Below are 24018 nucleotides of genomic sequence, written 5' to 3' on the forward strand. Positions count from 1 at the left end.
GAGTCCTGCAACCCATGAAGCACAACGTCATCCTGGTGGTGCTCGACGGCCTGAATTACCAGGTCGCCCGAGATGCCATGGGCCACCTTCAGGCTTACTGCGGTGCAGGGCGCGCAGCGCTGTACCAGCTCGAATGCGAACTGCCCGCCCTGTCTCGCCCGCTCTATGAATGCATCCTCAGCGGAGTACCGCCGATCGACAGCGGCATCGTGCACAACAATGTCTCGCGACTATCGACCCAACGCAGCATCTTCCATTACGCCCGGGATGCCGGGCTCAGTACCGCCGCGGCGGCCTATCACTGGGTCAGCGAGCTGTATAACCGGACGCCCTTTGTCGCGGCCCGTGATCGGCATACCGACAACCCGGAGCTGCCCATCCAGCAGGGGCATTTCTACTGGAATGATCACTACCCGGACTCGCACCTGTTCGCCGACGCCGAGCACCTGCGCCTGCGCCACGCGCCGAACTTCCTGCTGGTGCACCCGATGAACATCGACGATGCCGGGCACAAGCACGGCCTCGACACTGCGCAGTACCGCAACAGCGCACGCTCGGCCGACATCATCCTGGCCGACTACCTGCAAGGCTGGCTCGACGCCGGTTACCAGGTGCTGGTGACCGCCGACCACGGCATGAACAATGACCGCTCGCACAATGGCCTGTTGCCCGAAGAGCGCGAAGTGCCGCTGTTCGTGATCGGTGATGCGTTCAGTTTCAACCCTGACGCCGCGCCCACGCAGACCCAATTGTGCGGCACGGTCTGCGAGTTGCTCGGCGTCCCCCACGACAAACCTGCATGCCGGGAGCTGTTGAAGTGAATTCAGTCACCCGTGGTAAATGGCTGGCGATCCTGTGCCTGGTGCCTTTCGCCCTGTTCTTCATCGTGTTCCAGATCGCGCCGCTGATCTGGGTCATGATCAACAGCCTGCGATCGGAAGAGTTCGGCTGGGGCCTGGCCAACTTCAGCAAGATCTTCAACTCCAAGTTCTACCTGCAATCGATCCAGTACAGCCTGGAGCTGGCGTTCTGGTCCAGCACATTCGGCATCGTCATCGCGGTGCTCGGCAGCTACTCGCTGCGTCGCGTGGATTCCAGATTGCGCAACTTCGTGAACGCCTTCGCCAACATGACCAGCAACTTTTCCGGCGTGCCCCTGGCCTTCGCGTTCATCATCCTGCTGGGCTTCAACGGCACCATCACCCTGATGCTCAAGCAGTCGGGGATCATTCAAGACTTCAACCTGTACTCCAAGACCGGGCTGATCATTCTCTACACCTACTTCCAGATTCCCCTCGGCGTCCTGCTGCTGTACCCGGCGTTCGATGCCCTGCGCGAAGACTGGCGCGAGTCGGCTTCCCTGCTCGGGGCCAATGGCTGGCAGTTCTGGCGCCACATCGGCTTGCCCGTGCTGACCCCGGCCCTGCTCGGCACGTTCGTCATCCTCCTGGCCAATGCCCTGGGCGCCTACGCCACGGTATTTGCCCTGACCACCGGTAACTTCAACGTGCTGCCGATCCGCATCGCGGCGATGGTGTCGGGGGATATTTCCCTGGACCCGAACATGGCCAGCGCCCTGGCCTTGGTGCTGGTAGCGCTGATGACCCTGGTGACCATCGTCCATCAGTTGCTGCTGAAGAGGAGCTACCATGTCTCGCGCTGAACAAGGCTCCGCCCACCTCTACCACCGGGTAGTGGTCTACCTGCTGTTCGTGATCCTGTTGCTGCCCCTCGCCGGGACCCTGATCTACTCCCTTGCCAGCAGTTGGTCGGCGACCATCCTGCCCAGCGGTTTCACCTTCAAGTGGTTCGTGCAGCTGTGGAGCGATCCGCGTTTTCTGAGCGCATTCGGCCAGTCACTGCTGGTCTGTGTCGGCGCCTTGATCCTGTCGGTGGTGCTGATCCTGCCGTTGCTGTTTGTCGTGCATTACCACTTCCCCAAGCTCGACGCGCTGATGAATATCCTGATCCTGCTGCCCTTCGCGGTGCCGCCGGTGGTGTCGTCGGTCGGCCTGTTGCAGCTGTACGGTTCAGGCCCCTTCGCCATGGTCGGCACGCCGTGGATCCTGATCGGCTGCTACTTCACCGTCGCCTTGCCGTTCATGTACCGGGCGATCACCAACAACCTGCAGGCAATCAACCTGCGCGACCTCATGGATGCGGCCCAATTGCTGGGCGCCAGTACCTGGCAGGCGGCGATCCTGGTGGTGCTGCCGAACCTGCGCAAAGGCTTGATGGTGGCGTTGCTGCTGTCGTTCTCGTTCCTGTTCGGCGAGTTTGTGTTCGCCAACATCCTGGTCGGCACCCGCTATGAAACCCTGCAGGTCTACCTCAACAACATGCGCAACAGCAGTGGCCACTTCACCAGTGCGCTGGTGATCTCGTACTTCCTCTTTGTCCTGGTCCTGACCTGGGCCGCCAACACCTTGAACAAGGACAAAAGCCAATGAGCTATGTCAGCGTCCAGCATCTGCAAAAAAGTTACGGGCAAAAAGGCGCCGCCGCCACGCCGGTGTTCAGCGACATCAATTGCGAAATCGCCAAGGGCGAGTTCGTCACCCTGCTCGGCCCCTCCGGCTGCGGCAAATCCACCCTGCTGCGCTGCATCGCCGGGTTGACCCCGGTGGACGCCGGCAAAATCCTTCTCGAAGGCCAGGACATCGTGCCGCTGAGCCCGCAGAAACGCGGAATCGGCATGGTGTTCCAGAGTTACGCGCTGTTCCCCAACATGACCGTGGAACAGAACGTCGCCTTTGGCCTGCGGATGCAGAAGGTCAACGCCGACGACAGCCACAAGCGCGTGCTCGAAGCCCTGCAATTGGTCGAACTCAATGAGTTTGCCGGGCGCTACCCCCATCAGCTGTCCGGCGGCCAATGTCAGCGCGTGGCCCTGGCCCGCTCCCTGGTGACCCGCCCGCGCCTGCTGCTGCTCGATGAGCCGCTGTCGGCCCTGGATGCGCGGATCCGCAAGCACCTGCGCGAGCAGATCCGGCAGATCCAGCGCGAGCTGGGCCTGACCACGATTTTCGTGACCCATGACCAGGAAGAAGCCCTGACCATGTCCGACCGGATCTTCCTGATGAACCAAGGGCGGATCGTCCAGAGCGGCGACGCCGAGACCCTCTACACCGCGCCAGTGGATGCATTCGCCGCCGGGTTTATCGGCAACTACAACCTGCTGGACGCCGAGAGCGCGAGCCGCTTGCTGCAACGGACGATCAGCGGACGCATCGCGATTCGCCCGGAAGCCATTGAACTCAGCCGCAGCGGCGAGCCTGACGCCCTGGTGCGTAGCCACAGCCTGCTGGGCAATGTGATTCGCTATCGCGTGGAAGCCCGGGGCGTGGAATTGGTGGTCGATGTGCTCAACCGTTCGGCGGCCGACCTGCATGCCGACGGCCAGCGCCTGGCACTTTCCATCGATCCCTCGGCCCTGTGTGAGGTAGCCTGATGCCTTTGACAGCAACGCTTCTGAAGAGAGACCTGCACTGATGGCCCTGGCAATTTTTGATCTGGACGAAACCCTGATTCACGGCGACTGCGCCACCCTCTGGAGCGAGCAGATGGGGCGCCTGGGCTGGGTCGACAGCGAGTCGTTCATGCGCCGCAACCACGAGCTGATGGACGCCTACAGCCACGGCAAGCTGGCGATGGAAGAGTTCATGAGCTTCAGCCTGGAACCCATGGCCGGGCGCACCCCGGAAGAAGTCGCTCACCTGGTAGGACCCTGGGTCGAAGACGTGATCGAACCAATCATCTACAGCGACGCCTGCAAGGCCATCGCCGCCCATCGCCAGGCCGGTGACCGGATCCTGGTGATCTCGGCCTCGGGCACGCACCTGGTCAAGCCGATTGCCGAGCGCCTAGGCATCGATGAAGTGCTGGGGATCGAGCTGGAAGTCACCCACGGGGTCTACAGCGGCAACACCGTCGGTACCCTGACCTACCGCGAGGGCAAGATCACTCGGCTCCTGCAATGGCTGGATGAAGAAGAGGAAAACCTCGAGGGCGCAAGCTTCTATTCCGACTCGCGCAACGATTTGCCGTTGCTGCTCAAGGTCGACCACCCCCACGCGGTCAACCCCGACCCGGTGCTGCGCGAACATGCCGAAAAAGCCGGCTGGCCGATTCATCACTGGAAGTAACCCAGCGCCTGATAGGGCCGCGGCTACCCTCTGTGTAGCCGCTGCCGAAGGCTGCGTTGCCCCTCGACAACGCCGCATCTCAACAGCTCCCACCGCCCGACACCGCCAGGGCAGCCTCACGGCAGCGGCTACGAGTGACGGTCAAACCAAAGTGGGATCAATCACCAGCACCAGCTTGCCCGAGACCTGATTGGTCGCCAGTTCGGCAAATGCCGCTTCGGCATCCTTGATCGGGTAGGCCCTGGCCAGTTGCGGGCTCAGGCGCCCTTCGGCGAACAGGGGCCAGACGTGTTGGCTCAGGTCGCTGAACAGGTCCGCCTTGAATTGCTCGTCGCGGCTGCGCAAGGTCGAACCGAGCAATTGCACACGCTTGACCAACACCTGGGCCAGGTCCAATTTCGCCTCGCGCCCCCCCATCAAGCCAATCAGTGCCCAACGCCCGTCACGGGCCAGCAGCTTGAGGTTGAGCGCGGCATAGTTGGCACCGACCGGGTCGAGAATCACATCAAACGGCGCAAAATCATTCAGGCCTTCAAGGCCATCAGTACGCACCACGCCCCCCTGTGCGCCCAGGGACTCACAGTACGCCAGGCGCTCGGCCGAACCGACGCTGACCCAACAGGGATTGCCAAAGGCCTTGCACAGCTGGATCGCCGCCGAACCGACGCCACTGGCACCGGCGTGCAGCAGAACCTTTTCCCCAGGCTTGAGCGCCGCCAGCTGGAACAGATTCAACCACGCCGTGCTGTACACCTCCGGCAAGGCCGCCGCCTCGGCCAGGGAAAGGCCTTCCGGTACCGGCAAAACATGACGGGCATCGACCACCACTTCCTCGGCCATGCCGCCGCCAGCCAACAGCGCACACACCCGGTCGCCGATCTGCCACGACGCCCCCGGCCCCACCTCGCTGATCACTCCGGAGCATTCCAGCCCCAGCACCTGGCTCGCACCGGGCGGCGGTGGATAGAGCCCGGCCTTCTGCAGCAAATCGGCTCGATTCAGGCCGGCAGCGGCCACCCGGATGCGAACTTGACCTACATCACACGCAGGGCTCGGCTCTTCAACCCACTCCACTTGACCTTCAACGCCTTGCAATGCTTTCACAGTGCCTCCATAGTGAGTCTGGACTGAGCCCGATGCTGTAGCGCCGGGCTTTTTGCATTATGCGACCGGCCCTTATGGAACCGGCGACTTCAAAGACGGCCTAATATGCGTTATCAATTGCCCCCGCGTCGAATCAGCATGAAGCATTTGTTCCCCAGCACCGCCCTCGCTCTTTTCATTGGTATTGGCCTGTTGCCGATGTCGGCCAATACGTTCGCAGCCAATAGCTGGGACAAACTTCAGCCTGATCGCGAAGAGGTGATTGCCAGCCTTAGCGTCGTCGAGCTGCTCAAGCGCCACCATTACAGCAAGCCTCCGCTGGATGATGCGCGTTCGGTAATTATCTACGACAGCTATATCAAGCTGTTGGACCCTTCGCGCAGCTACTTTCTGGCCAGCGATATCGCCGAATTCGACAAGTGGAAAACCCAGTTCGACGACTTCCTGAAAAGCGGCGACCTCAACGCCGGGTTCACCATCTACAAGCGCTACCTGGATCGGGTCAAAACCCGTCTCGATTTCGCCTTGGCAGAGTTGGACAAGGGCGTCGACAAATTCGATTTCACCACCAAGGAAACCTTGCTGATCGATCGCAAGGACGCTCCCTGGCTCAAGACCACCGCAGAGCTCGACGACCTGTGGCGCAAACGCGTCAAGGATGAAGTCCTGCGCCTGAAGATCGCGGGCAAAGAGCCCAAGGCCATCCAGGAACTGCTGACCAAGCGCTACAAGAACCAGTTGGCGCGCCTGGACCAGACCCGTGCCGAAGACATCTTCCAGGCCTACATCAACACCTTCGCCATGTCATACGATCCGCACACCAACTATCTGTCGCCAGATAACGCGGAAAACTTCGACATCAACATGAGCCTGTCGCTGGAAGGCATCGGCGCCGTGTTGCAGAGCGACAACGACCAGGTCAAGGTCGTACGCCTGGTGCCGGCTGGCCCGGCAGACAAGACCAAACAAGTGGCACCGGCAGACAAGATCATCGGTGTCGCCCAGGGCGACAAGGAAATGGTCGACGTGGTCGGCTGGCGCCTGGACGAAGTGGTCAAGCTGATCCGTGGCCCGAAAGGCACCCTGGTGCGCCTGGAGGTGATCCCGGCCAGTAATGCGCCAAACGACCAAACCAGCAAGATCGTGCCGATCACCCGCGAAGCGGTGAAGCTCGAAGACCAGGCGGTGAAGAAGTCGGTCCTCAACCTGAAACAGGACGGCAAGGACTACAAGCTCGGGGTGATCGAGATCCCGGCCTTCTACCTGGACTTCAAGGCCTTCCGTGCCGGCGATCCGGACTACAAGAGCACCACTCGCGATGTGAAGAAACTGCTGACCGAGTTGCAGAAGGAAAAAGTCGACGGCGTGGTCATCGACCTGCGTAACAACGGTGGTGGCTCGCTGCAGGAAGCCACCGAGCTGACCAGCCTGTTTATCGACAAAGGCCCGACCGTACTTGTGCGCAACGCTGATGGCCGCGTGGATGTGCTGGAAGATGAGAACCCGGGTGCCTTCTACAAAGGCCCGATGGCGCTGCTGGTCAACCGCCTCTCGGCGTCGGCCTCGGAGATTTTCGCCGGTGCGATGCAGGACTATCACCGCGCGTTGATCGTCGGCGGCCAGACCTTCGGCAAAGGCACGGTGCAAACCATTCAGCCGCTCAACCATGGCGAGCTGAAGCTGACCCTGGCCAAGTTCTACCGGGTTTCCGGGCAGAGCACCCAGCATCAGGGCGTACTGCCGGACGTCAACTTCCCATCGATCATCGACACCAAGGAAATCGGCGAGAGCGCCCTGCCCGAAGCCATGCCGTGGGACACCATTCGTCCTTCGATCAAGCCTGCGGTAGACCCGTTCAAACCGTACCTGGCACAGCTCAAGTCGGAACATGAAGCACGTTCGGCCAAAGACGCGGAATTCGTCTTTATCCGTGACAAGCTGGCCCTGGCGCAGAAACTGATGGCCGAGAAGACCGTCAGCCTCAACGAAGTCGAACGCCGCGCACAACATGCCGACATCGAAGCCAAGCAACTGGCCCTGGAAAACGCCCGCCGCAAGGCCAAGGGCGAGGACCCGCTGAAAGAGCTGAAGAAAGAGGACGAAGACGCACTGGCCGCCGCCGAACCGGACAAGACCAAACCGGAAGACGATGCCTACCTCAGCGAAACCGGGCGCATCCTGCTCGATTACCTGAAGCTCAACACCTCGGTCGCCAAGCACTGACAATGATGGCAATTTAATGCTGACGCTCCTCGGAGCGTCATCAAACAGTCATCATTCTGTCGTGAAATAAAGGACCGGGCGCTGCTCTTGAATCAAGGGCTCGCCCGGTCCTTTTTTTTTCGACAGAGATCGCCATGACCACGACCGAACAGCTGAGTGCCTTGAGTTCAATCCTGGCTCAAAGCGGTCTGCACAGCCTGTTCCAGCCCATCATCAGCTTCTCCGAACGTCGAATCCTGGGTTATGAAGCCTTGAGTCGCGGCCCCTCCAACAGCCCGCTGCATTCGCCGGTAGCACTGTTCGCCGTGGCCCGCCAGGCCGGACGCCTCAGCGAATTGGAAATAGCCTGCCGTCACAGTGCCTGCAAACGGTTCAGCGAGCAGCAGCTGCCCGGCAAACTGTTCCTCAATGTCTCCCCTGAATCCCTGCTTGAAGCCGCCCACCAGCCTGGCCGTACCTTGCAACTGCTGGAGGACTTCGGTATCCCGCCGAGCCAGGTGGTCATCGAGCTGACAGAGCAGACGCCAATCGATGATTTCGGCCTGCTGCAAAACGCACTGCACCATTACCGCGACATGGGCTTCTCGATTGCCCTGGACGATTTGGGCGCCGGTTACTCTAGCCTGCGCCTGTGGTCGGAACTGCGTCCGGACTACGTGAAAATCGACCGCCACTTTATCGACGGCATTCATCAGGACGCGTTGAAGCGCGAATTCGTCGGCTCGATTCTGCAAATCGCCAGGGCCTCCCGGGCCCAGGTTATCGCCGAGGGCATCGAACTGGCGGAAGAATTGGCGGTGCTGACCGAGATGGGCGTCGATCTGATTCAGGGCTATCTGCTTTGCCGCCCGCAAGAGCAGCCCCCCCGGGACGCCCGCGCCATGCTGCCCAAGCACGAGAGCAGCACGGTAGCCTTGAGCGATGAAAGCCCCGACCTTAGCGCCCTGCTCAACGAGCAACCGGCAGTGGCGCGTAATACGCCGACCGCCACCGTACTCGAGGCCTTCCGCTCCCAGGCCAACCTGAACTCGCTGGCGGTGCTGGATGAGCGCGGCCAACCCTGTGGCATCGTGCACCGCCATTCGCTGTCCGATGCCCTGCTCAAGCCCTTCGCCACCGACCTGTTCGCGCGCAAGCCCATCAGCCGGCTGATGAACGACGACTTCTTGGCCGTAGAGCTGAGTCAATCACTGCAGCAGGTCAGCCGGCTGATCACCAGCCGCGCACGCCAGCGCATCGAAGAAGACTTCATCATCACCCTCAACGGCGGCTACTTGGGCCTGGGGCGGGTAATCGATGTGCTGAAACTGATCACCGAGCTGAAAATCCAGCAGGCACGCTATGCCAATCCGCTGACCCTGCTGCCGGGTAATGTGCCGATCCAGCAATGCCTGACGCGCCTGCTGCAACAAGGGCGGGAGTCGGTGATCTGTTATGTGGATATCGACAGTTTCAAACCCTTCAACGATATCTACGGCTACGGCCGCGGCGATGAAGTGCTGCTGTGCCTGGCGCAATGCCTGAACGATCGTGTTGACCCCAGTCGCGACTTTGTCGGGCATATCGGCGGCGATGATTTTTTGCTGGTGCTGGGCCCCGAGGATTGGCGCAAGCGCTTGAGCCAGCTCCTGGATGATTTCCACAGCCAGTGCCGACGCTTCTACCGCGCCGAACACCTGGAAGCCGGGTGCTTCATCGCGCCCAACCGCCAGGGCGTGCGCCAGGAATTCGCCCTGCTGTCATTGTCGATCGGGGTGGTGCATCTGCATCCAGAGGCCTGTGGACAACTCGACTCCAGCCAGCTCGCCGAGCTGGCCTCCCAGGCCAAGCACCACGCCAAGAATGTGCTGGGTTACAGCATCCATGTGATCGACAGCCTGGACCTGGCGGCCACACTCAGCGCTGAGGGAGTGCAGGATCCGGTGGATTCAGCTGCGCAAGCTTGAGCTCGGCCAACGGGTGCCCGGCCTTGGCCGCCATGGTCCACCAGCGCGCGGCTTCGGCCGGGTCAGGTGCCTTGCTGGCTGTGCCGGCGAGGCTGATCACACCGACCTGATAAGCGGCCTTGCCGTCCCCGGCCAACGCCGCCAGACGCAACAGGCGCACACCTTCCTCGCGAGCACCGAGCCCCTGGCCACGAAAAGTCAGGATATGCCCGTAGAAGCTCTGGGCATCGACATTGCCGAGGTTGGCCATGCGCGCAAATTGCCCTTCCAGCCAGTGCCAACTGCGCGGTTGCCGCACCAGCCATGACCAATGAAACAACCGGCGCGCCAGCCAGTAGCCGAAACGCGCCTTGAGTCGCCAGAACATGTCAGGCCTCCGCTGATTCGGGGTACTCGTATTCGAACACCCGCACCACTTCCGAAGCATGCCAGGAGGCCGCGGCTACACCGTCGGACGGCCCGGAAAAACGCCCGAGACGCTCGACACACTCAAAAAAACCGGTGCGTGGCAGGCGACTGGCGCCCTGGCTGATGACCAGCGAACTGCGCAGCGGTTGTTCCGCGCGCGCATCCAGAGCCGCCAAGTGTTCGAGCGCGGCGGTCAGGGTCTGCATGGCGGGGCTGGGTAACTGCAGGCGCTCAAGGAGCGCACGATAAGTAAGAAGATGACGCTGTCGACGGGCCTGATCCAGTTCACCCAACAGCCCATCCCAATGCTGACGACTGATCCTTACACTCACGGTTGCTCCCTCCACCCCGGCACCGTCAGTTCCCAGGCCAGGCTGCGGCGAATCGCAGCGTCGGGTAGACGCTCGCCGCTTTCAATCAGGGCCAGGTAAGACGGGCTGATGCCTACTTTGCGGGCCAGCGCCTCAATGGCGATGCCCTTCCCTTCGCGCAAACTGCGTAGTTGATCCAGGCCAGGAAGAACCTGGCCTGGTGCGGCCGCGTGGATGACGGAGTCCGGGCGCGGCGATGGGTCGGTGATCCCTGCTGCTGTCAATAAAGCCTGATACTGAGCCCATGGCACAACCGCATATTCGGGCTCGCCATCGCGTGCAATTATCTGAATATCCATTACTACCCCGTAGGACAACGACACTTAGCGAGTCGGACTTTTCCCTTGAAGTGTAATCCTAACAGTCGCCAAGGTCGCGGGGAGCATCATTGTATGGATCCGTTGCGCAGGATTCAGTCTTTCTTCGGGGCCTCGAGCTGCAATTGCTCCGGGGTATCGGGCAAACGTTCGACCACGGCGAGCTTCTCCGGCAGTTGGCGATTACGCCAGGCGCGGAAGGCATTGAGTTCGTCGTCTAGGGTTTTCATCACCCAGGCCAGCACGGCGATGTCGTCGATCATGCCGAAAACCGGAATGAAGTCGGGAATCGCATCCAGCGGGCTGAGGAAATACATCAGGCCAGCCACAATTGAAATCATCGACTTGGGACTGATCGCCCGATATTCGCCACGCCAGTAGGCCAGGCACAAGGCCTGGAGCAGTCGCAGGTCGTCCTTGAGCTTGCCGAGGCGGTTGCCCTGGCTGGCGCCTTTGCTCGCCACGGCGAACAACAGGGTAGGCAGGCGACCACGGCTGAGCAGCCTTCCGGCGAGGGGCAGGAAGCGGGAAAAATTCCACGGCGCTTTCATCTTCACTCCCACTGAAATGTTATCCACACAAATTGTGGATAACCTTGTGAACAGAGCTATTTTTCACGGCTGAAAGCCCCGTTTCATAAGGGCTGAGCTCAGATCGGGCGTTTTTTACTCACATAAAAAAACCCATTATTTCATTGACTTGGCAGCCTTGTGCGGCTACCCACTGCTTACCTCTTGATCAGACTGCGCCTTGCAGCGTCCGTTCGCATTTTTTACCAGCATCAAGCGCCAGATGCGACAACGCCCCGTCAAGCGGGGCGTTGTTTCAAACACAGACGCGTATTACTTGGCGGCGTCTTGCTTGGCTGGATCTTTGATACCCAGCAGTTCCAGTTCGAATACCAGCACCGAGTTGGCTGGAATCGCCGGGCTCGGGCTTTGCGCGCCGTAAGCCAGGTCGCTAGGGATGTACAGCTTGTACTTCTCGCCAACGTGCATCAGTTGCAGGCCTTCGACCCAACCCGGGATCACGCCGCTTACCGGCAGATCGATCGGGCTGCCACGCTCGACGGAGCTGTCGAACACGGTGCCGTTGGTCAGGGTGCCGGTGTAGTGAACAGTCACTACGTCAGTCGGCTTGGGCTGAGCGCCGTCGGCCTTCTTCAGCACTTCATACTGCAGACCGGAAGCGGTGGTGGTCACACCAGACTTCTTGCCGTTCTCTTCGAGGAATTTCTTGCCGGCTGCAGCCGACTCTTCGCTGACCTTGGCCATGCGCTCTTCTGCACGTTTTTGCAGGGCAGCGAAGGCTTCGACCAACTCGTCATCTTTCAGCTTCTGTTCTTTCTTGCCGACGGCATCTTCGATGCCCTGGGCTACAGCTTTGGAATCCAGATCATCCATGCCTTCCTGGGCAAGACTTTTGCCCATGTTCAGGCCAATACCGTAGGAAGCTTTTTGCGCCGGGGTTTTCAGCTCTACGCTGGTCTGCGAGTCACAACCCGCAAGTACCAGGCTAACCAGGGCCACCGCCGCCGCCAACCGATGCTGTTTCATGCTATTTCCTTGTTCATGCGCCAAAAGGGCAATCGAATAAAGCCGCGAGCTTATCAGGCGCCCACAACCAATGGCTACCGGCATGAGAGCAACAAACCCTGGATTAGTTCACGTCTTAAAGCGCATTTAATCAGCCTGCAAAGGCCAGGGCGGCACCCGCCGCCAAAGCCCGCGGGCGGCCTGATTACGCGATAATGGCGACTTGCCCAGCCTGGTGCCCTAGTGCATAAGGAAACAAAATTCGACAAGGATGTTTAACTTGCGCCTTTTCTACCGTGTATTGACCCTGATCGCACTGCTGCTCGGAATTATCCTAGCCGTCGTCCTGTACTACGTCGCCAACCCCAGATTGCCGGCCTATCAGCCGCCGCAACAGGTGCACTACCTGGAACAGTGGAGTGCTGCCGACCGCCAGACCTACTACTTCACCCCCCAGGGCACCCAGGTCAAAGGCCTGCGTTATGAGTGGTTCGGCGCCCTGGAGTTGCCGTTTTCCGAGCAGCGCTTCGCGGCGCCCGAGTACTTGGCGCGCTTCGGCTTCCTGGTGGACCCGGCGCAGAAAGCCACGCCGAACAACCCGGGCAATCTGCCGGTGGGCTTTGCCCGCCACCAGAACCCGGGCAACCCGGCGCAGTACCTGGACATCACCTGCGCCGCCTGCCACACCGGCGAGCTGCGCTTCAATAACCAGGCACTGCGTATCGACGGCGGTTCGGCCCAGCATGTGCTGCCCTCCAGCGTGCCGACCCTGCGTGGCGGCAGTTTTGGCCAGGCGTTGGTGGCCAGCCTGGCGGCCACCTATTACAACCCGTGGAAATTCGAGCGCTTCGCGCGCAACGTACTGGGCGATGATTACGAGGCCCAGCACCAACAGTTGCGCAAAGACTTCAAGTTGTCGCTGAACAACTTCCTGCGCGTGGCCTGGAACGATACCCACCGGGGCCTCTATCCAACCGAAGAGGGCCCGGGACGCACCGATGCCTTCGGCCGTATCGCCAATGCCAGCTTCGGCGATGCGATCACTCCCGATAACTACCGCGTCGCCAACGCCCCGGTGGATTACCCGCAACTGTGGGACATCTGGACCTTCGACTGGGTGCAGTGGAACGGTTCGGCCCAGCAGCCCATGGCCCGCAACATAGGCGAAGCCCTGGGAGTGGGCGCCACCCTGAATTTCTTCGACGCCAACGGCCAGCCGCTGCAGAACGAAGCACGTTACCCCTCAAGCGTAAGGGTGCGGGACCTGAACCTGATTGAAGAAACCCTGCAGCGCCTCAAGCCGCCAGCGTGGCCGCAGGAGCTGTTCGGCGCCATCGACCTGCCGCTGGCGGCCAAGGGTCGTGGGCTATTTAACGAGAACTGCGCCGGCTGCCATGTGCCCCCCGTGACCCAGGTCAACGGCCGCCCGGTCCAGCAATTGAAGATGCTGCCGGTCGAGGTGATCGGCACTGATCCCAACAGCGCCAACAACATTGCCGACCAGCGCTACGACCTCAGCGCCCTGAAGTGGGACGCCGCGCAACTGGCAGCGTCCAATGTGCAACTGCACCCGACGCCCACCGAGGCGCTGGACATGAGCCAACTGTCGGTAGCCAAGGGCCTGGCCTACGTCACCGCCTTTGTCGAGGAGCGCGCCTACCGCGATGCCCAGGTCACCCCCGAAGAGCGGCCCCAACTTGACGGTTTCGGCCTGCCGATCGGCGTACGCGAACTGCGAGCCTACAAGGCCCGGCCGCTGGCGGGGGTGTGGGCCACGCCGCCGTTCCTGCATAACGGTTCGGTGCCAAGCATCTATCAGTTGCTGTCGCCTCAGGATGAGCGCGCCACCACCTTCTATAGAGGCACCTTCGAATACGACCCGCGCCACCTGGGTTATCGCACCGAGGCTTTCGCCAATGGCTTCGTGTTCGACACCCGAATCAGCGGCAACCACAACAGCGGCCACGAATTTCGCTCGGGGGCACGGGGCAACGGGGTGATCGGTCGCCTGCTGCAACCCGAGGAACGCTGGGCCCTGCTCGAATACCTGAAGGTCCTGGGCGGGCCGCTGGAACCACAACTGCCATGATGATCGACTTCGTTAAAAGGATTGCCCCATGCTGATAACCCTCTGGCTACGCGTCGGTGCCCTGCTGGGCAAGACTCTACTCTGGCTGCTGGGCCTGGGACTGCTCGGTTGGGCCCTGTCCAGCGCCTGGTTCGCCTGGCACCACAGCGGCGCGGTCTCGGCCCAGGAGCAGATTCCGCCGGGCGAGGCGGCCATGACCCAGGGCATCATCCAGACCGCCGTGCGCATCGTCGACCAGCACCGCGAAGGCACTCGCTACCTGCGCGATGCCCACGCCAAGGCCCACGGCTGCGTCAAGGCCGAGGTCCAGGTGCTGGAGCAACTGGCCCCCGAGTTGCGCCAAGGGGTCTTCGCCGAGCCGGGCAAGACCTGGCAAGCGAACATCCGCTTATCCAACGGCAATGCCTACCCGCAGTTCGACAGCATCCGCGATGCACGGGGCATGGCAATCAAGCTACTCGACGTGGCGGGGCCACAACTGCTCAAGGACCAACCGCTGCGCACCGAACAAGATTTTGTGATGTTCAACCATCCCAACTTCTTCGTCAGCGATGTGGCGGAATACGCGCAGAACGTCGCGGCCCAGGCGGACGGCAAGAAGGTCCTGGCGTTCTTCCCCGGCTGGGATCCGCGCAGTTGGCAGGTGCGTCATCTGTTTATCGCCCTGGCTACCCTGTCGCCCGCGCCTACCAGCCCGACCCAGACCACCTACTTCTCGGTATCGCCCTACAAGTTCGGCAGCGCCAACGCCAAATTCCGGGTCGCGCCGGATCCGGCGAGTTGCCCGAGCTACGAGCTGCCGGCGCAGAATCAGGACCTGCCCAACTTCCTGCGCAGCGCCCTGACCCAGCAACTGTCCACCGACCGGGTGGCGGCCTGCTTCGTGTTGCAGATCCAGCGCCAGGACCCGAGCAAATACATGCCGCTGGAAGACACCAGTATCGAGTGGCGCGAAAGCGATGCCCCGTTCGAGACCGTGGCCCGGGTCAGGATTGCGCCCCAGGATTTCGATACCCCGGCGCAGAACCTGGCCTGCGACAACCAGTCCTTCAACCCCTGGTTCGGCCTGGAAGAACATCGCCCGATTGGCGGCATCAACCGCCTGCGCAAAGCGGTGTATGAAGCCGTCAGCGACTACCGCCACAGCCGCAACGCCGAGCAGTGATCAGCGCCGCGCAGCCCTCAGGGTTTACCCAGGACCTTGCTGAAGGTCTGCGCCGAGGGTTGCAGCCAGCGCGCCTGAACCAGCAGCGGGATGACGGCGGCGTCCGGTTCAACCCGCCCGTCCACCTGCACGCGCTGGCGTTGCAGGTCGGCCTCGACCTTGAAACCGTGTTCCCCAGGCAGCTGCAAGTCTGCCAACAGTTGCAGCCCATCCCGGCATTGCAGTTCGATCCGGGTGCTGCCCAGGTTGATCTGCCATGGGCTCAGCAGCGCGAGCTCGCTGCCCAGTAATTCACCTTCAGCGCTGCGACAACGATGCCCGGCGCCATTGACCTGGAGCCGCCCCTGCCAGCGCCCGTCCAGCACCCATGCCGTCGTGGGCATCGCGCTGGCCGCACGCGGTGCCAACTGCACCTGCCAGTTCCAAGGCCAGCCGCGGACCGAGCCCTCCCAGAACCGTTGTTGAAACCCCAGGTTCAACCGCACCTCCCGCGCCCAGGGTCGGACCTCCCACTCCAGCGGCCCCAGGCTTGCGAACCGGGTCGCCCGGCCCTGCCACACACTGCCCGAGACTCCGTCGGGCTGCCATTGCGCTGGCCAAGGCACCTGGCGGGCGACAAAGGCTGCCGGCAGTTCCAGCAACAGGGTCAAGGCAAACACCAGAACGCCCCAGGCGATGTGGCGGCTCATGCCCCCTCAACCCCGGCGGCCAGCTCCAGGCTGAAGGCGTAGCCTTGCGCGCCACGCTCCAGGCGCCACTGCATCGGGCGCCCGCCCTGTTCCTGCACCGTGCGCAGCAACTGCTGCAAGGCTTGGGGACCGGGCAGTTCACCCTGCAACTGCCAGCGTTCGCCCTGGCGTTCGACATGGGTCAGGACCCACTGCCGCGAGGCGGCCAGGGCCTGCCAGTGTTCATTGGAAAACACCGGGCGCGGCGCCAGGGTGCGCGCCTGCTGGGCCAGAGCCTGCCACTGGCGCGCCTCTTGCCAGGCCGCCAGCAGGGGCCGGGTCAAGAGCACCAGCAACAACAGCAGCACCAGGGCCCAGCCGACCAGCACGCCATAACGCCGGGCCGGGGCCAATTGCTTGAAGCTGTCCAGGTACGCAAGCATCCGTACGCTCATGGCTGTTCCCCCAGATCAAAGCTCAACTGCAGGTCAGCGCCAGGGCCCTGGGGCTCGGCACGCCATTGCGCCCCGGCTGCCTGGGCCATCGCCTGCCACTCAGCCGGCTCGGGCCGCACCCCGCTGCCACTGAGGCCCACGCGCCAGAGCCGGCCGTCAAAATGATTGCTCGATACCGACCAGCCCGGCTGTTGTTGCAACCAGGCCGACAGTGCCTGCTCCAGGGTGACGATCTGCTGCTGACGCACCCGCCAGTCGGTGTCCTGGTTCTGCAACCGAGCGAGCGCCCCCCGCGCCTGGAGCGGGCTGCTGGACGGCCCGGCCACGGCCTTGACCTGAGCCTTCCAGTCAGCGAGCTGCTGCCAGGTCTGCAGCAGATAAACCGCACCCCAGCAGACCGCCAGCAACGCGCAAGCAAGCAGCAAGCGGCGCTGCAACCCGGTCAATTGCAGAGAGCGACGCCCGCGGCCAGGCTGCGGACGCGCGCCCTCCAGCACCCCGGGCACCTGCTCCAGCGCTGCCAGTCGCGAGGGCCAGGTGCCTGCAATCTGCTCCACGGGCAACTCACGCCAGGCCTGCGGCAAAGTAGCGCCCAGCACCTGTGGCCACACCAGCCACTGCCCGGGCTGCGCCTGGCCACCGCGCTTGAGGCACAGCAACTGCTCGCGCTGCCAACACACGCCGTGCCCGGGTTCGGGCTGCGGCAACAATTGCAGCTCGGCCCAGCCCTGGGTGATCTGCACCCCCAGCGCCGCACATTCGGCCAGCCACTGCTGCACCTGCTGGCGCTGCATCACCAGCAGCTCGAGGTGCCCGCAATCCCGGGACAGACAACTGACCAGCAACTGCTCGGCAGGCTGTTGCCCATAGTCTTCGAACAATTGCGGCCACTCATGGCGCTTGAGCCCCGGGGGCGCCGGCAGGCAGAAATGGCTGCAATCGAGCGCTGGAATGATCAAGGCCCCGGGCAGCTCCAGATAGGCGGCCGGCGGCGGCCAGTCACCGCTGGATCGAGGCTGCTGCGCGGCGTAGTGCAGCCATTGCCAGCCAGCGTCGGCGCCGGTCGGCGGCCGCACCAGCAGCCACTGTCGCGGCTTGGCCCGCAGACGCTCAAACATGCTGCGACTCATGGCTGGGTGTCGGGCAAGGCGAAGGTACAGACATAAGGCGCTCCTTGGTGCTCGAACTCGATCCGCACGCCACGGTTGGGCTGGGCGGCAACGGTGGAAGGAAAGGCCAGCCAGCGCGTGCCCTGATAAAAACTGAAGGTGGCCCGGTCGATGTTTTCCAGCGACTCACGCAACTCCCAGCGCGGCATGCCGGCCGCGTAAAGGTCGGCCGAAGTCAGGAGATTCAGGCGCCGTTGCCGGGGGTCGAACACCAGGCGCTGGCGCTGCACCCGGGATGTGGCGTCAGCCGCTGGCCAGGCGCCCAGTGCTACCCACTGCAAGTGGCCGAGCCCGGGTTGCCAATCCAGCCAGGTCAGCCCCAGTGGCAGACGCTGTTCATACAACTGACGCAGCACCAGGGCATCGAAACGCCGCTCCAGGGCCAGGCAGAATTCCAGCACCCGGGGCTCGCTGCCAGGCTCTTCAAGGCGCTCGCGAACCTTGATCCAGCCATTGACCAGGGCCGCCAGCAGCACCCCGAGCACCGCAGTCAAGGCCATCGCCACCAGCAACTCGATCAGGGTCAGGCCGCGCTGCGCCGCCCTCATGGGCGCACCAGAAACAGGCTGAACCGGCCCAGGGGCTGGCGCTGCTCGGGGTCGGCGAACAGCGTCAGCTCCCCGCGCCGCAGGCGGTTGACCCCGGTGTTGCCCAGCGCCAATTGCCAGTGACAGGTGGTGTGGCCCTGGCGCAGTTCGCCACTCACCGCGTTGATCTGCGGCCAGTAGCGTTCCACGCCAAAGCGCGCCTCCAGCTCCCGGGCGCACAAACTGCCGACACGGTGTTGCGCCACCGCCTGGTGGGTGGCGATGCGCTGGCGCAACAGCTGGCTGACCATCACCGCCATCAGTGCGGCGATCCCCAGGGCGACTGTGACTTCGAGCAAGGTAAAACCTCGTTGGCGCTTCATGGCTGGATCGCAATCTCCAGGGTGTTGTCGGCGCGCCATTGCCAGCGCTGGCTGCCCTCGGGCCAGCGCCAGGTCAAGGCCACGGGGCGGGCCAGTCCGGAGGGGGTGAAAATCACCTGCGGCTCGGCGCTGCGAGGCCAGTCGGGCTGCAACTGGGCCGGCCAGGGCGTGGAGCGTGCACCCTCGACGCGCCAGGCTCCCCGGCCCTGCGCCACCTGCCAGCGCACGAACTCCGGCTGCCGGCCGTTCCAGCGCAAGCCCAGCAGTTGTCCGCCATGCCGGGCCTGGGCGGCTTGGGTCCGGGCGTCATTGGCCAATTGCGCCAGAGCCTGGCGCATCGGGGCCTGGCCGGCATCCAGCGCAGCCACGCCGAGGGCGCTGAACAACCCGACGATCAGCAAGACCACCAGCATTTCCAGGAGCGAGAAACCGTCGCAGCGCGGCATGCCTAGAGGTCCCAGCTACCAATGTCGGCGTCGGTGCCCTCGCCCCCTTCCTGGCCGTCGGCACCCAGGGAGAACACATCCACCCGACCATGCTGGCCCGGGGTGCGGTAGCGGTAGGCGTTGCCCCATGGGTCCTGGGGCAGGCGCCGGATATAGCCATCGGCGCGCCAGCTGCGGGGCAACGGCTCCACGCTCGGCTTGCTGGTCAGGGCCAGCAGCCCCTGCTCGGAACTGGGGAAGCGCAGGTTGTCCAGGCGGTACATGTCCAGGGCCTGCTCGAGGGTCGCCAGGTCCGCCAGGACTTTCTGGCGCATGGCTTTGTCCTGGCTGCCCAGGACGCTGGGGGCGACCACCGCGATCAGCAGGCCGATGATAAAAATCACCACCATGATTTCCATCAGGGTGAAACCGCGCTCGCGGCGCTTGAACACACGATTGCCAGGCATGGCATGGATCTCCTTTTTCAGAAAGTAAGGCCTTGGTTGAGCTGCATGATCGGCAGCAGCACCGCCAGCACGATGAACAACACCACCGCCCCCATCAGCAGAATCATCAGCGGTTCGAACAGCGCCAGCAGCAGGTCGACCTGCCGCGCAAAACCGCGCTCCTGGTTGTCGGCAACCCGTTCGAGCATGTCGGGCAAGGTGCCGCTGGCCTCGCCGCTGGCCACCATGTTCAGCAGCATCGGCGGGAAATACCCACTGGCGCTCAGCGCCCGGTACAGGGTCACGCCGCCTTCGACCTGCTCGCGCACGGTTTCCAGAGCCTGGTGAATCTGCCGGTTACCCACGGTGGCGGTCGCCACTTCCAGGGATTCGAGCAACGGCACACCGCTGCCCAGCAAAATCGCCAGGCTGCGCGAGACCCGAGCGCTTTCCAGCACCGACAACAGCGCCCCGACCCGTGGCAGGCGCAATGCCAGGCGGTCGCGGCGCAAGCGCCACGGCGCCTGGCGCAGCAACAATCGGGCGCCCAGCCCCAGCACCAACGCCAGGGCCAACAACCAGGGGCCGAGCAGCACCAGGCCTTCGCTGGCGCCGATCAGCACTCGGGTAATCAGGGGCAGGCTCTGCCCGGTATGGCTGAACTGCTCGGTGAGTTTGGGCACCACAAAGGTCATGAGGCCGATCACCACCGCCAGCGACACCAGGATCAGCACCGCCGGGTACACCAGGGCGGTGCGGGCCTTGTGCCGTTGCTTCTGCACCTGCTCCAGGTGCTCGGCCAGCCGCTCCAGCACCGGGGCCAATTTGCCGGAGCGCTCGCCGGCCTCGACCAGTGCGCAATACAGGGTGTTGAACTGCCCGCCCTGGCGCCGCAGGCTCTGGGCCAGGCTCAGGCCTTCGCCCAAGGCACCGCGCACCGCCACCAGCAGGTTGCGAATCGCCGGTTCCGCAAGCTGGCGCTCCAGGGTCGCCAGGGCATCCACCAGGGGAATGCCGGCACTGAGCAAGGTCGCCAACTGCCGCGTCAGCTCGCACAGTTGCCCATGGTTCAAGCGTTGCCCGCGCGGGCTCGACAGGCTCCCGCGCTGCACCTGCAAGTCGCGGGCGAACAAGCCCTGCTCGCGCAGCAACTGCCGGGCATGGCGCTCGCTCTCTGCCTGGATGCTGGCTTTGCGGCTGCGCCCGAGCAGGTCCAGGGCCTGGTAGCGATACGTCGGCATCAGTCACGCACCGCGCGCAGTACTTGCTCGAGGCTGGTCTGGCCCAGGCGCAGGCATTCGGTGGCCATGGCCGTGAGACTCTGGCGCTTGTCCGCCAGGTAGTCGTGCATGGCCATTTCGCTGGCGCCGTCGTACAGCAGGCTGATCAGCCCGGCATCCAAAGTGATGAATTCGTAGAGCCCGATGCGTCCGTTGTAGCCGCTGCCCTGGCAGTCTTCGCAGCCCTGAGGGTGAAAGCTCTGCTCCAGCTGCGCCAGTTCCGGCCACAGCTGGCGCTCGGCAGCCTGCAACGGCAAGGGGGTGGCGCAATGGCACAAGCGCCGCACCAGGCGCTGGGCCATGACGCCCTTGAGGCTGGAGGCAATCAGAAAGGGTTCGATGCCCATGTCGCGCAAGCGGGTCACGGCGCCCACCGCGCTGTTAGTGTGCAGGGTCGACAGCACCAGGTGCCCGGTCAGGCTGGCCTGCACCGCGATCTGCGCGGTCTCCTGGTCGCGAATTTCACCGAGCATGATCACGTCCGGGTCCTGGCGCAGAATCGCCCGCAGGCCACTGGCGAAGGTCATGCCGGCCCGCGGGTTGATCGCGGTCTGGCCGATGCCGGTGATCGCGTATTCCACCGGGTCTTCGACGGTGAGGATGTTGCACGAACCGTCGTTCAGCGCATTGAGGCTGGCATAGAGGGTGGTGGTCTTGCCCGAGCCGGTGGGCCCGGTGCTGAGCAGAATGCCGTTGGGCCGCGACAGGCAGGCACGCAGCGCCTGCTCGACCTCGGCCGGCATGCCCAGGTTGTTCAGGTCCAGCAGGTTGGCCTGCTTGTCGAGCACCCGCATCACCACCCGTTCGCCGTGGATGCCGGGCAAAGTCGAGACCCGGATATCCACCTCGCGACCGCCCGAGCGCAGGGTGATGCGCCCGTCCTGGGGCTGGCGTTTTTCGGCGATATCCAGGCGTGCCATGACCTTGATCCGCGACACCAGCATCGCCGACAGGGCCCTGGGCGGACGCAGGATCTCACGCAAATGGCCATCGACCCGCAGCCGCACCACCAGGCTCTGCTCGAAGGTTTCGATATGGATATCCGACGCCCGCAAACGCAGGCCCTCGGCGAACAACCCGTTGATCAGGCGGATCACCGGCGCTTCGTTGTCGCTTTCGAGCAGGTCCTCGATCCGCGGCAACTCGCTGATCAGGCTGTCGAGGTCAACCTGCTCGCCAATCCCTTCGATCAAGGCCGCAGTGGCCGACTCCCCGGCCTGGTACAGGCTGCCCAGGCGCACTTCGTACTGGGTCGGGTCCAGGTGCTCGACCGCCAACGGCAGGCCATGGACCCGCAACACTTCCTGCAAGGCATCGGTGTCGACATCCTCGCGCAGCAAAAGGCTCCAGCCATCCTGGCCCGGCACCCGCGCCAGGCCGGCCTGGCGTGCCAGCCGATAGGGCAACAGGCTGCTTACCATGTGCCGGCATCCAGGCGCTCGCGGCTGGCGGGGAACAACTGCAGCAAGGCATTGCTCTGCGAAAGCGCCGGCAAGGCCAGGGAGGTGTTGACCTTGAGGTTGCGGTATTTTTCGCTGCTGAGTTGGGCCAGGGTCTCACCATCACGCATGATTCGCGGGCGGATAAACACCATCAGGTTCTGCTTGGTGCGCTGGCTGGAGGTGGAGCGGAACAGCCGGCCCAAGCCCGGAATATCGCCGAGCCAGGGCACGCGCTGGTCGCCGGATTTGGCTTCGTCGCCGATCAGCCCGCCGAGCACCACCAGGCCGTTGTCCTCGACCATGACCTTGGTCTTGATCTCGCGCTTGTTGGTGATGACATCGCTGGCGCCGGCACTGTCGGCAATCGAAGACACTTCCTGGACGATGTCCAGGCGCACGGTGTTGTCGATATTGATCTGCGGTTTGATCCGCAGCTTGATCCCCACTTCCTTGCGCTCGATGGTCTGGTAGGGGTTGGTGTTGTTTTGCGTGACCGAGCCGGTGACGAAGGGCACTTCCTGACCCACCAGGATCGACGCCTCGGCGTTGTCCAGGGTGAGCAGGGTCGGAGTCGACAGCAGGTTGAAGCCGCTTTCGCTTTTCAGCGCATTGAGCAGGGCCAGGAAATTCAGCCCGCCACCGCTCAGGTTGCCGACCCCGGCAGTCACCCCCGGGACATTCGCCAGGAGCTTGCCCAGGCCGGCGGTGTCGTTGCTGGAGGCGGCGGCCGCCAGGCTGGTGATGCTGGCGCCGCTGCCGGTGAAGTTGACCGCACCGCCGCCGAAGGAGTCGCCCATAAACAGCCACTGCACCCCCAGCTCCTGGGCACGAGTGTCGGAGACTTCGGCAATGATCGCTTCGACCACCACCTGGGCGCGGCGGATATCCAGCTGTTCGACGATGGTGCGGTAGGCGGCGATTTCACTGTCCGGACCCACCATCACCACGGCGTTGGTGCCCTCCTCCGACTCCATGCGGATCCCCGAGGTGCTGACCGCCACCTGCTTCTGCTCGCCTTCGGCCGGTGGCGCGCCGGCCGCCGTGTCCTGGGTCAGGCCGCGCAGCACCTTGACCACCTCGGCCGCATTGGCGTGGCGCAGGTACATCACGACGGTGTTGGAACTGCGCAGCGCGCTCTGGGGTTGGTCCAGCTGCTTGAGCAGGGTCCGCACCCGCTGCCGGCTATCGGCACTGCCGCGCACCAGCAACGCGTTGCTGCGTGGGTCGGCAATCACTTGCGCGCTGTCGGCGCCCTGTTCCCGGGCCAGCAGGCGGGTCATCAACTGCGCGGTGTCGTTGGCGCTGGCGTTGACCAGGGGCAACACCTCCAGGGGTTCCTGGCTGACCTGGTCGAGCTGCAACAGCAGGCTGTCGATGCGGTCCAGGTTGCTGCGCCAGTCGGTGATCACCAACAGGTTGGCCGAGGGATAGGGGGTAATCACCCCGACCCGGGGGTCGATCAGCGGCTTGAGGATGTTCAGCATCTGCTCGCTGGCGGCGTTGCGCACGCTGAACACCCGGGTCGCCATGCCGTCATTGACTTGCGGGTCCTGGCGCGAGGACTCCACCGGCACCGGCTCCAGGCGCGCCGCCTGGTCGGGCACGATCTTCACGCTGCCATTGGGCAGGTCGACCGCGGCAAACCCCTGGGCCCGCAGTTGGGCGAGAAAGATGTCGTAGATCTCTTCGCTGCCAAGCATCTCGATGCTGCGCACCGTGACCTTGCCCTTGACCCGGGGGTCGATGATGAAGGTGGTGCTGGTGATGCGCGACACGCTGTCGATAAAGTCGGTCAGCTCGGTGTCGATGAAGTTGACCTCATACAAGGCCTCCTCTTCTTCGGCGCCGGCCGGAATAAAACTCAAGCTCAGGCACAAGGCCGTCAGGCCCAGGCATTTATTGATCATGTGCATAGTCGGT

At 63.5% G+C, this 24018-nt stretch carries 25 protein-coding genes; 9 read left to right on the forward strand and 16 right to left on the reverse strand.

Going from position 1 to position 24018, the window contains the following annotated elements; genetic code table 11:
- Nucleotides 1–14: 14 nt before the first annotated feature.
- The 5 genes from ACOZJV_RS21635 to ACOZJV_RS21655 are packed head-to-tail and all read left to right on the forward strand — an operon-like array spanning nt 15 to nt 4145.
- Nucleotides 15–821, forward strand: a complete 807-nt coding sequence (locus ACOZJV_RS21635) for an alkaline phosphatase family protein (RefSeq protein WP_201131948.1) — start codon at nt 15–17, stop codon at nt 819–821.
- Complete coding sequence (locus ACOZJV_RS21640) at nt 800–1663, forward strand: ABC transporter permease (RefSeq protein WP_421548472.1); 864 nt, start codon at nt 800–802, stop codon at nt 1661–1663. The genes ACOZJV_RS21635 and ACOZJV_RS21640 overlap by 22 nt, the downstream gene beginning before the upstream one ends.
- Entirely contained in the window at nt 1650–2450 is an 801-nt protein-coding gene (locus tag ACOZJV_RS21645) for an ABC transporter permease (RefSeq protein ID WP_078470757.1), read from the forward strand. The genes ACOZJV_RS21640 and ACOZJV_RS21645 overlap by 14 nt, the downstream gene beginning before the upstream one ends.
- Nucleotides 2447–3451 (forward strand): ABC transporter ATP-binding protein, encoded by a 1005-nt coding sequence (locus ACOZJV_RS21650; RefSeq protein ID WP_201131951.1) that lies wholly within the window; start codon nt 2447–2449, stop codon nt 3449–3451. Before ACOZJV_RS21645 ends, ACOZJV_RS21650 begins: the two co-directional genes overlap by 4 nt.
- Nucleotides 3452–3491: 40 nt before the next feature.
- Nucleotides 3492–4145 carry an HAD family hydrolase gene (locus tag ACOZJV_RS21655; RefSeq protein WP_020295550.1) on the forward strand — a complete coding sequence of 218 codons (654 nt, stop codon included), beginning with the start codon at nt 3492–3494 and terminating at the stop codon, nt 4143–4145.
- 141 nt (nt 4146–4286) lie between these two features.
- Here the strand turns inward: ACOZJV_RS21655 and ACOZJV_RS21660 are convergent, their stop codons facing one another.
- Nucleotides 4287–5249, reverse strand: a complete 963-nt coding sequence (locus ACOZJV_RS21660) for a zinc-binding dehydrogenase (protein WP_421548473.1) — start codon at nt 5247–5249, stop codon at nt 4287–4289.
- Nucleotides 5250–5387: 138 nt separating this feature from the next.
- Here ACOZJV_RS21660 and ACOZJV_RS21665 point away from each other — a divergent pair, with 138 nt between their 5' ends.
- Both ACOZJV_RS21665 and ACOZJV_RS21670 read left to right on the forward strand, forming a co-directional pair.
- Complete coding sequence (locus ACOZJV_RS21665) at nt 5388–7472, forward strand: carboxy terminal-processing peptidase (RefSeq protein WP_177326754.1); 2085 nt, start codon at nt 5388–5390, stop codon at nt 7470–7472.
- 134 nt (nt 7473–7606) lie between these two features.
- Nucleotides 7607–9418: a bifunctional diguanylate cyclase/phosphodiesterase gene (locus tag ACOZJV_RS21670; RefSeq protein WP_078470760.1), complete on the forward strand. Its 1812-nt coding sequence runs from the start codon at nt 7607–7609 to the stop codon at nt 9416–9418.
- On the opposite strand, the gene ACOZJV_RS21675 is transcribed toward ACOZJV_RS21670, so the two are convergent.
- The 5 genes from ACOZJV_RS21675 to ACOZJV_RS21695 all read right to left on the reverse strand — a co-directional run bounded on the left by ACOZJV_RS21675 (nt 9369) and on the right by ACOZJV_RS21695 (nt 12070).
- Nucleotides 9369–9785 carry a tetratricopeptide repeat protein gene (locus tag ACOZJV_RS21675; protein ID WP_421548474.1) on the reverse strand — a complete coding sequence of 139 codons (417 nt, stop codon included), beginning with the start codon at nt 9783–9785 and terminating at the stop codon, nt 9369–9371. The genes ACOZJV_RS21670 and ACOZJV_RS21675 overlap by 50 nt on opposite strands.
- A gap of 1 nt (nt 9786) precedes the next feature.
- Entirely contained in the window at nt 9787–10158 is a 372-nt protein-coding gene (locus tag ACOZJV_RS21680) for a hypothetical protein (protein WP_003179080.1), read from the reverse strand.
- Nucleotides 10155–10496, reverse strand: a complete 342-nt coding sequence (locus ACOZJV_RS21685; RefSeq protein ID WP_043228752.1) for a helix-turn-helix domain-containing protein — start codon at nt 10494–10496, stop codon at nt 10155–10157. The genes ACOZJV_RS21680 and ACOZJV_RS21685 overlap by 4 nt, the downstream gene beginning before the upstream one ends.
- Nucleotides 10497–10609: 113 nt before the next feature.
- Nucleotides 10610–11065, reverse strand: a complete 456-nt coding sequence (locus ACOZJV_RS21690; protein ID WP_020295557.1) for a YkvA family protein — start codon at nt 11063–11065, stop codon at nt 10610–10612.
- Nucleotides 11066–11356: 291 nt separating this feature from the next.
- The gene (locus ACOZJV_RS21695; RefSeq protein ID WP_020295558.1) at nt 11357–12070 is read right to left on the reverse strand and encodes an FKBP-type peptidyl-prolyl cis-trans isomerase; all 714 of its coding nucleotides are present in this window, start codon (nt 12068–12070) and stop codon (nt 11357–11359) included.
- A 259-nt stretch (nt 12071–12329) separates the two neighbouring features.
- Between ACOZJV_RS21695 and ACOZJV_RS21700 the strand changes: the two genes are divergently transcribed.
- Both ACOZJV_RS21700 and ACOZJV_RS21705 read left to right on the forward strand, forming a co-directional pair.
- Nucleotides 12330–14138 (forward strand): di-heme-cytochrome C peroxidase, encoded by a 1809-nt coding sequence (locus tag ACOZJV_RS21700; protein WP_421548475.1) that lies wholly within the window; start codon nt 12330–12332, stop codon nt 14136–14138.
- A gap of 28 nt (nt 14139–14166) precedes the next feature.
- Nucleotides 14167–15303 (forward strand): catalase family protein, encoded by a 1137-nt coding sequence (locus ACOZJV_RS21705; protein ID WP_421548476.1) that lies wholly within the window; start codon nt 14167–14169, stop codon nt 15301–15303.
- A 17-nt stretch (nt 15304–15320) separates the two neighbouring features.
- Here the strand turns inward: ACOZJV_RS21705 and gspN are convergent, their stop codons facing one another.
- The 10 genes from gspN to gspD are packed head-to-tail and all read right to left on the reverse strand — an operon-like array spanning nt 15321 to nt 24011.
- Nucleotides 15321–15992 (reverse strand): type II secretion system protein N, encoded by a 672-nt coding sequence (gene gspN, locus ACOZJV_RS21710; protein WP_421548477.1) that lies wholly within the window; start codon nt 15990–15992, stop codon nt 15321–15323.
- Complete coding sequence (gspM, locus tag ACOZJV_RS21715; protein ID WP_421548478.1) at nt 15989–16414, reverse strand: type II secretion system protein GspM; 426 nt, start codon at nt 16412–16414, stop codon at nt 15989–15991. Before gspM ends, gspN begins: the two co-directional genes overlap by 4 nt.
- Nucleotides 16415–16422: 8 nt before the next feature.
- Nucleotides 16423–17544 (reverse strand): type II secretion system protein GspL, encoded by a 1122-nt coding sequence (locus ACOZJV_RS21720; protein WP_421548479.1) that lies wholly within the window; start codon nt 17542–17544, stop codon nt 16423–16425.
- Nucleotides 17545–17552: 8 nt separating this feature from the next.
- A complete protein-coding gene (locus ACOZJV_RS21725) occupies nt 17553–18143 on the reverse strand; it encodes a prepilin-type N-terminal cleavage/methylation domain-containing protein (protein ID WP_078470767.1) in 591 nt (196 codons plus the stop codon).
- On the reverse strand, nt 18140–18505 hold the full coding sequence (locus ACOZJV_RS21730) for a type II secretion system protein (RefSeq protein WP_201131958.1): 366 nt from the start codon (nt 18503–18505) through the stop codon (nt 18140–18142). Before ACOZJV_RS21730 ends, ACOZJV_RS21725 begins: the two co-directional genes overlap by 4 nt.
- Nucleotides 18502–18951: a type II secretion system minor pseudopilin GspH gene (gspH, locus tag ACOZJV_RS21735; protein ID WP_201131959.1), complete on the reverse strand. Its 450-nt coding sequence runs from the start codon at nt 18949–18951 to the stop codon at nt 18502–18504. The genes ACOZJV_RS21730 and gspH overlap by 4 nt, the downstream gene beginning before the upstream one ends.
- Before the next feature lie 2 nt (nt 18952–18953).
- Nucleotides 18954–19397 (reverse strand): type II secretion system major pseudopilin GspG, encoded by a 444-nt coding sequence (gene gspG / locus ACOZJV_RS21740; protein WP_020295567.1) that lies wholly within the window; start codon nt 19395–19397, stop codon nt 18954–18956.
- Nucleotides 19398–19414: 17 nt separating this feature from the next.
- Nucleotides 19415–20617: a type II secretion system inner membrane protein GspF gene (gspF, locus tag ACOZJV_RS21745; protein ID WP_421548480.1), complete on the reverse strand. Its 1203-nt coding sequence runs from the start codon at nt 20615–20617 to the stop codon at nt 19415–19417.
- Nucleotides 20617–22065: a GspE/PulE family protein gene (locus ACOZJV_RS21750; protein WP_421548589.1), complete on the reverse strand. Its 1449-nt coding sequence runs from the start codon at nt 22063–22065 to the stop codon at nt 20617–20619. The genes gspF and ACOZJV_RS21750 overlap by 1 nt, the downstream gene beginning before the upstream one ends.
- Before the next feature lie 5 nt (nt 22066–22070).
- Entirely contained in the window at nt 22071–24011 is a 1941-nt protein-coding gene (gene gspD / locus ACOZJV_RS21755; protein ID WP_102047908.1) for a type II secretion system secretin GspD, read from the reverse strand.
- Nucleotides 24012–24018: the final 7 nt, after the last annotated feature.

The organism is Pseudomonas sp. QD4, assembly GCF_049199125.1.
In the GTDB taxonomy this organism is placed as follows: domain Bacteria; phylum Pseudomonadota; class Gammaproteobacteria; order Pseudomonadales; family Pseudomonadaceae; genus Aquipseudomonas.

What these genes read in the sequence shown, in the direction of transcription:
- ACOZJV_RS21690 (WP_020295557.1), bottom strand. Translation starts at nt 11,065, where the DNA reads ATGAAAGCGCCGTGGAATTTTTCCCGCTTCCTGCCCCTCGCCGGAAGG.
- ACOZJV_RS21705 (WP_421548476.1), top strand. Translation starts at nt 14,167, where the DNA reads ATGCTGATAACCCTCTGGCTACGCGTCGGTGCCCTGCTGGGCAAGACT.
- ACOZJV_RS21695 (WP_020295558.1), bottom strand. Translation starts at nt 12,070, where the DNA reads ATGAAACAGCATCGGTTGGCGGCGGCGGTGGCCCTGGTTAGCCTGGTA.
- ACOZJV_RS21635 (WP_201131948.1), top strand. Translation starts at nt 15, where the DNA reads ATGAAGCACAACGTCATCCTGGTGGTGCTCGACGGCCTGAATTACCAG.
- ACOZJV_RS21685 (WP_043228752.1), bottom strand. Translation starts at nt 10,496, where the DNA reads ATGGATATTCAGATAATTGCACGCGATGGCGAGCCCGAATATGCGGTT.
- ACOZJV_RS21645 (WP_078470757.1), top strand. Translation starts at nt 1,650, where the DNA reads ATGTCTCGCGCTGAACAAGGCTCCGCCCACCTCTACCACCGGGTAGTG.
- ACOZJV_RS21640 (WP_421548472.1), top strand. Translation starts at nt 800, where the DNA reads ATGCCGGGAGCTGTTGAAGTGAATTCAGTCACCCGTGGTAAATGGCTG.
- gspG (WP_020295567.1), bottom strand. Translation starts at nt 19,397, where the DNA reads ATGCCTGGCAATCGTGTGTTCAAGCGCCGCGAGCGCGGTTTCACCCTG.
- ACOZJV_RS21655 (WP_020295550.1), top strand. Translation starts at nt 3,492, where the DNA reads ATGGCCCTGGCAATTTTTGATCTGGACGAAACCCTGATTCACGGCGAC.
- gspM (WP_421548478.1), bottom strand. Translation starts at nt 16,414, where the DNA reads ATGCTTGCGTACCTGGACAGCTTCAAGCAATTGGCCCCGGCCCGGCGT.
- ACOZJV_RS21725 (WP_078470767.1), bottom strand. Translation starts at nt 18,143, where the DNA reads ATGAGGGCGGCGCAGCGCGGCCTGACCCTGATCGAGTTGCTGGTGGCG.
- ACOZJV_RS21665 (WP_177326754.1), top strand. Translation starts at nt 5,388, where the DNA reads ATGAAGCATTTGTTCCCCAGCACCGCCCTCGCTCTTTTCATTGGTATT.
- ACOZJV_RS21720 (WP_421548479.1), bottom strand. Translation starts at nt 17,544, where the DNA reads ATGTTTGAGCGTCTGCGGGCCAAGCCGCGACAGTGGCTGCTGGTGCGG.
- gspN (WP_421548477.1), bottom strand. Translation starts at nt 15,992, where the DNA reads ATGAGCCGCCACATCGCCTGGGGCGTTCTGGTGTTTGCCTTGACCCTG.
- ACOZJV_RS21670 (WP_078470760.1), top strand. Translation starts at nt 7,607, where the DNA reads ATGACCACGACCGAACAGCTGAGTGCCTTGAGTTCAATCCTGGCTCAA.
- gspF (WP_421548480.1), bottom strand. Translation starts at nt 20,617, where the DNA reads ATGCCGACGTATCGCTACCAGGCCCTGGACCTGCTCGGGCGCAGCCGC.
- ACOZJV_RS21650 (WP_201131951.1), top strand. Translation starts at nt 2,447, where the DNA reads ATGAGCTATGTCAGCGTCCAGCATCTGCAAAAAAGTTACGGGCAAAAA.
- ACOZJV_RS21675 (WP_421548474.1), bottom strand. Translation starts at nt 9,785, where the DNA reads ATGTTCTGGCGACTCAAGGCGCGTTTCGGCTACTGGCTGGCGCGCCGG.
- ACOZJV_RS21730 (WP_201131958.1), bottom strand. Translation starts at nt 18,505, where the DNA reads ATGAAGCGCCAACGAGGTTTTACCTTGCTCGAAGTCACAGTCGCCCTG.
- gspD (WP_102047908.1), bottom strand. Translation starts at nt 24,011, where the DNA reads ATGCACATGATCAATAAATGCCTGGGCCTGACGGCCTTGTGCCTGAGC.
- gspH (WP_201131959.1), bottom strand. Translation starts at nt 18,951, where the DNA reads ATGCCGCGCTGCGACGGTTTCTCGCTCCTGGAAATGCTGGTGGTCTTG.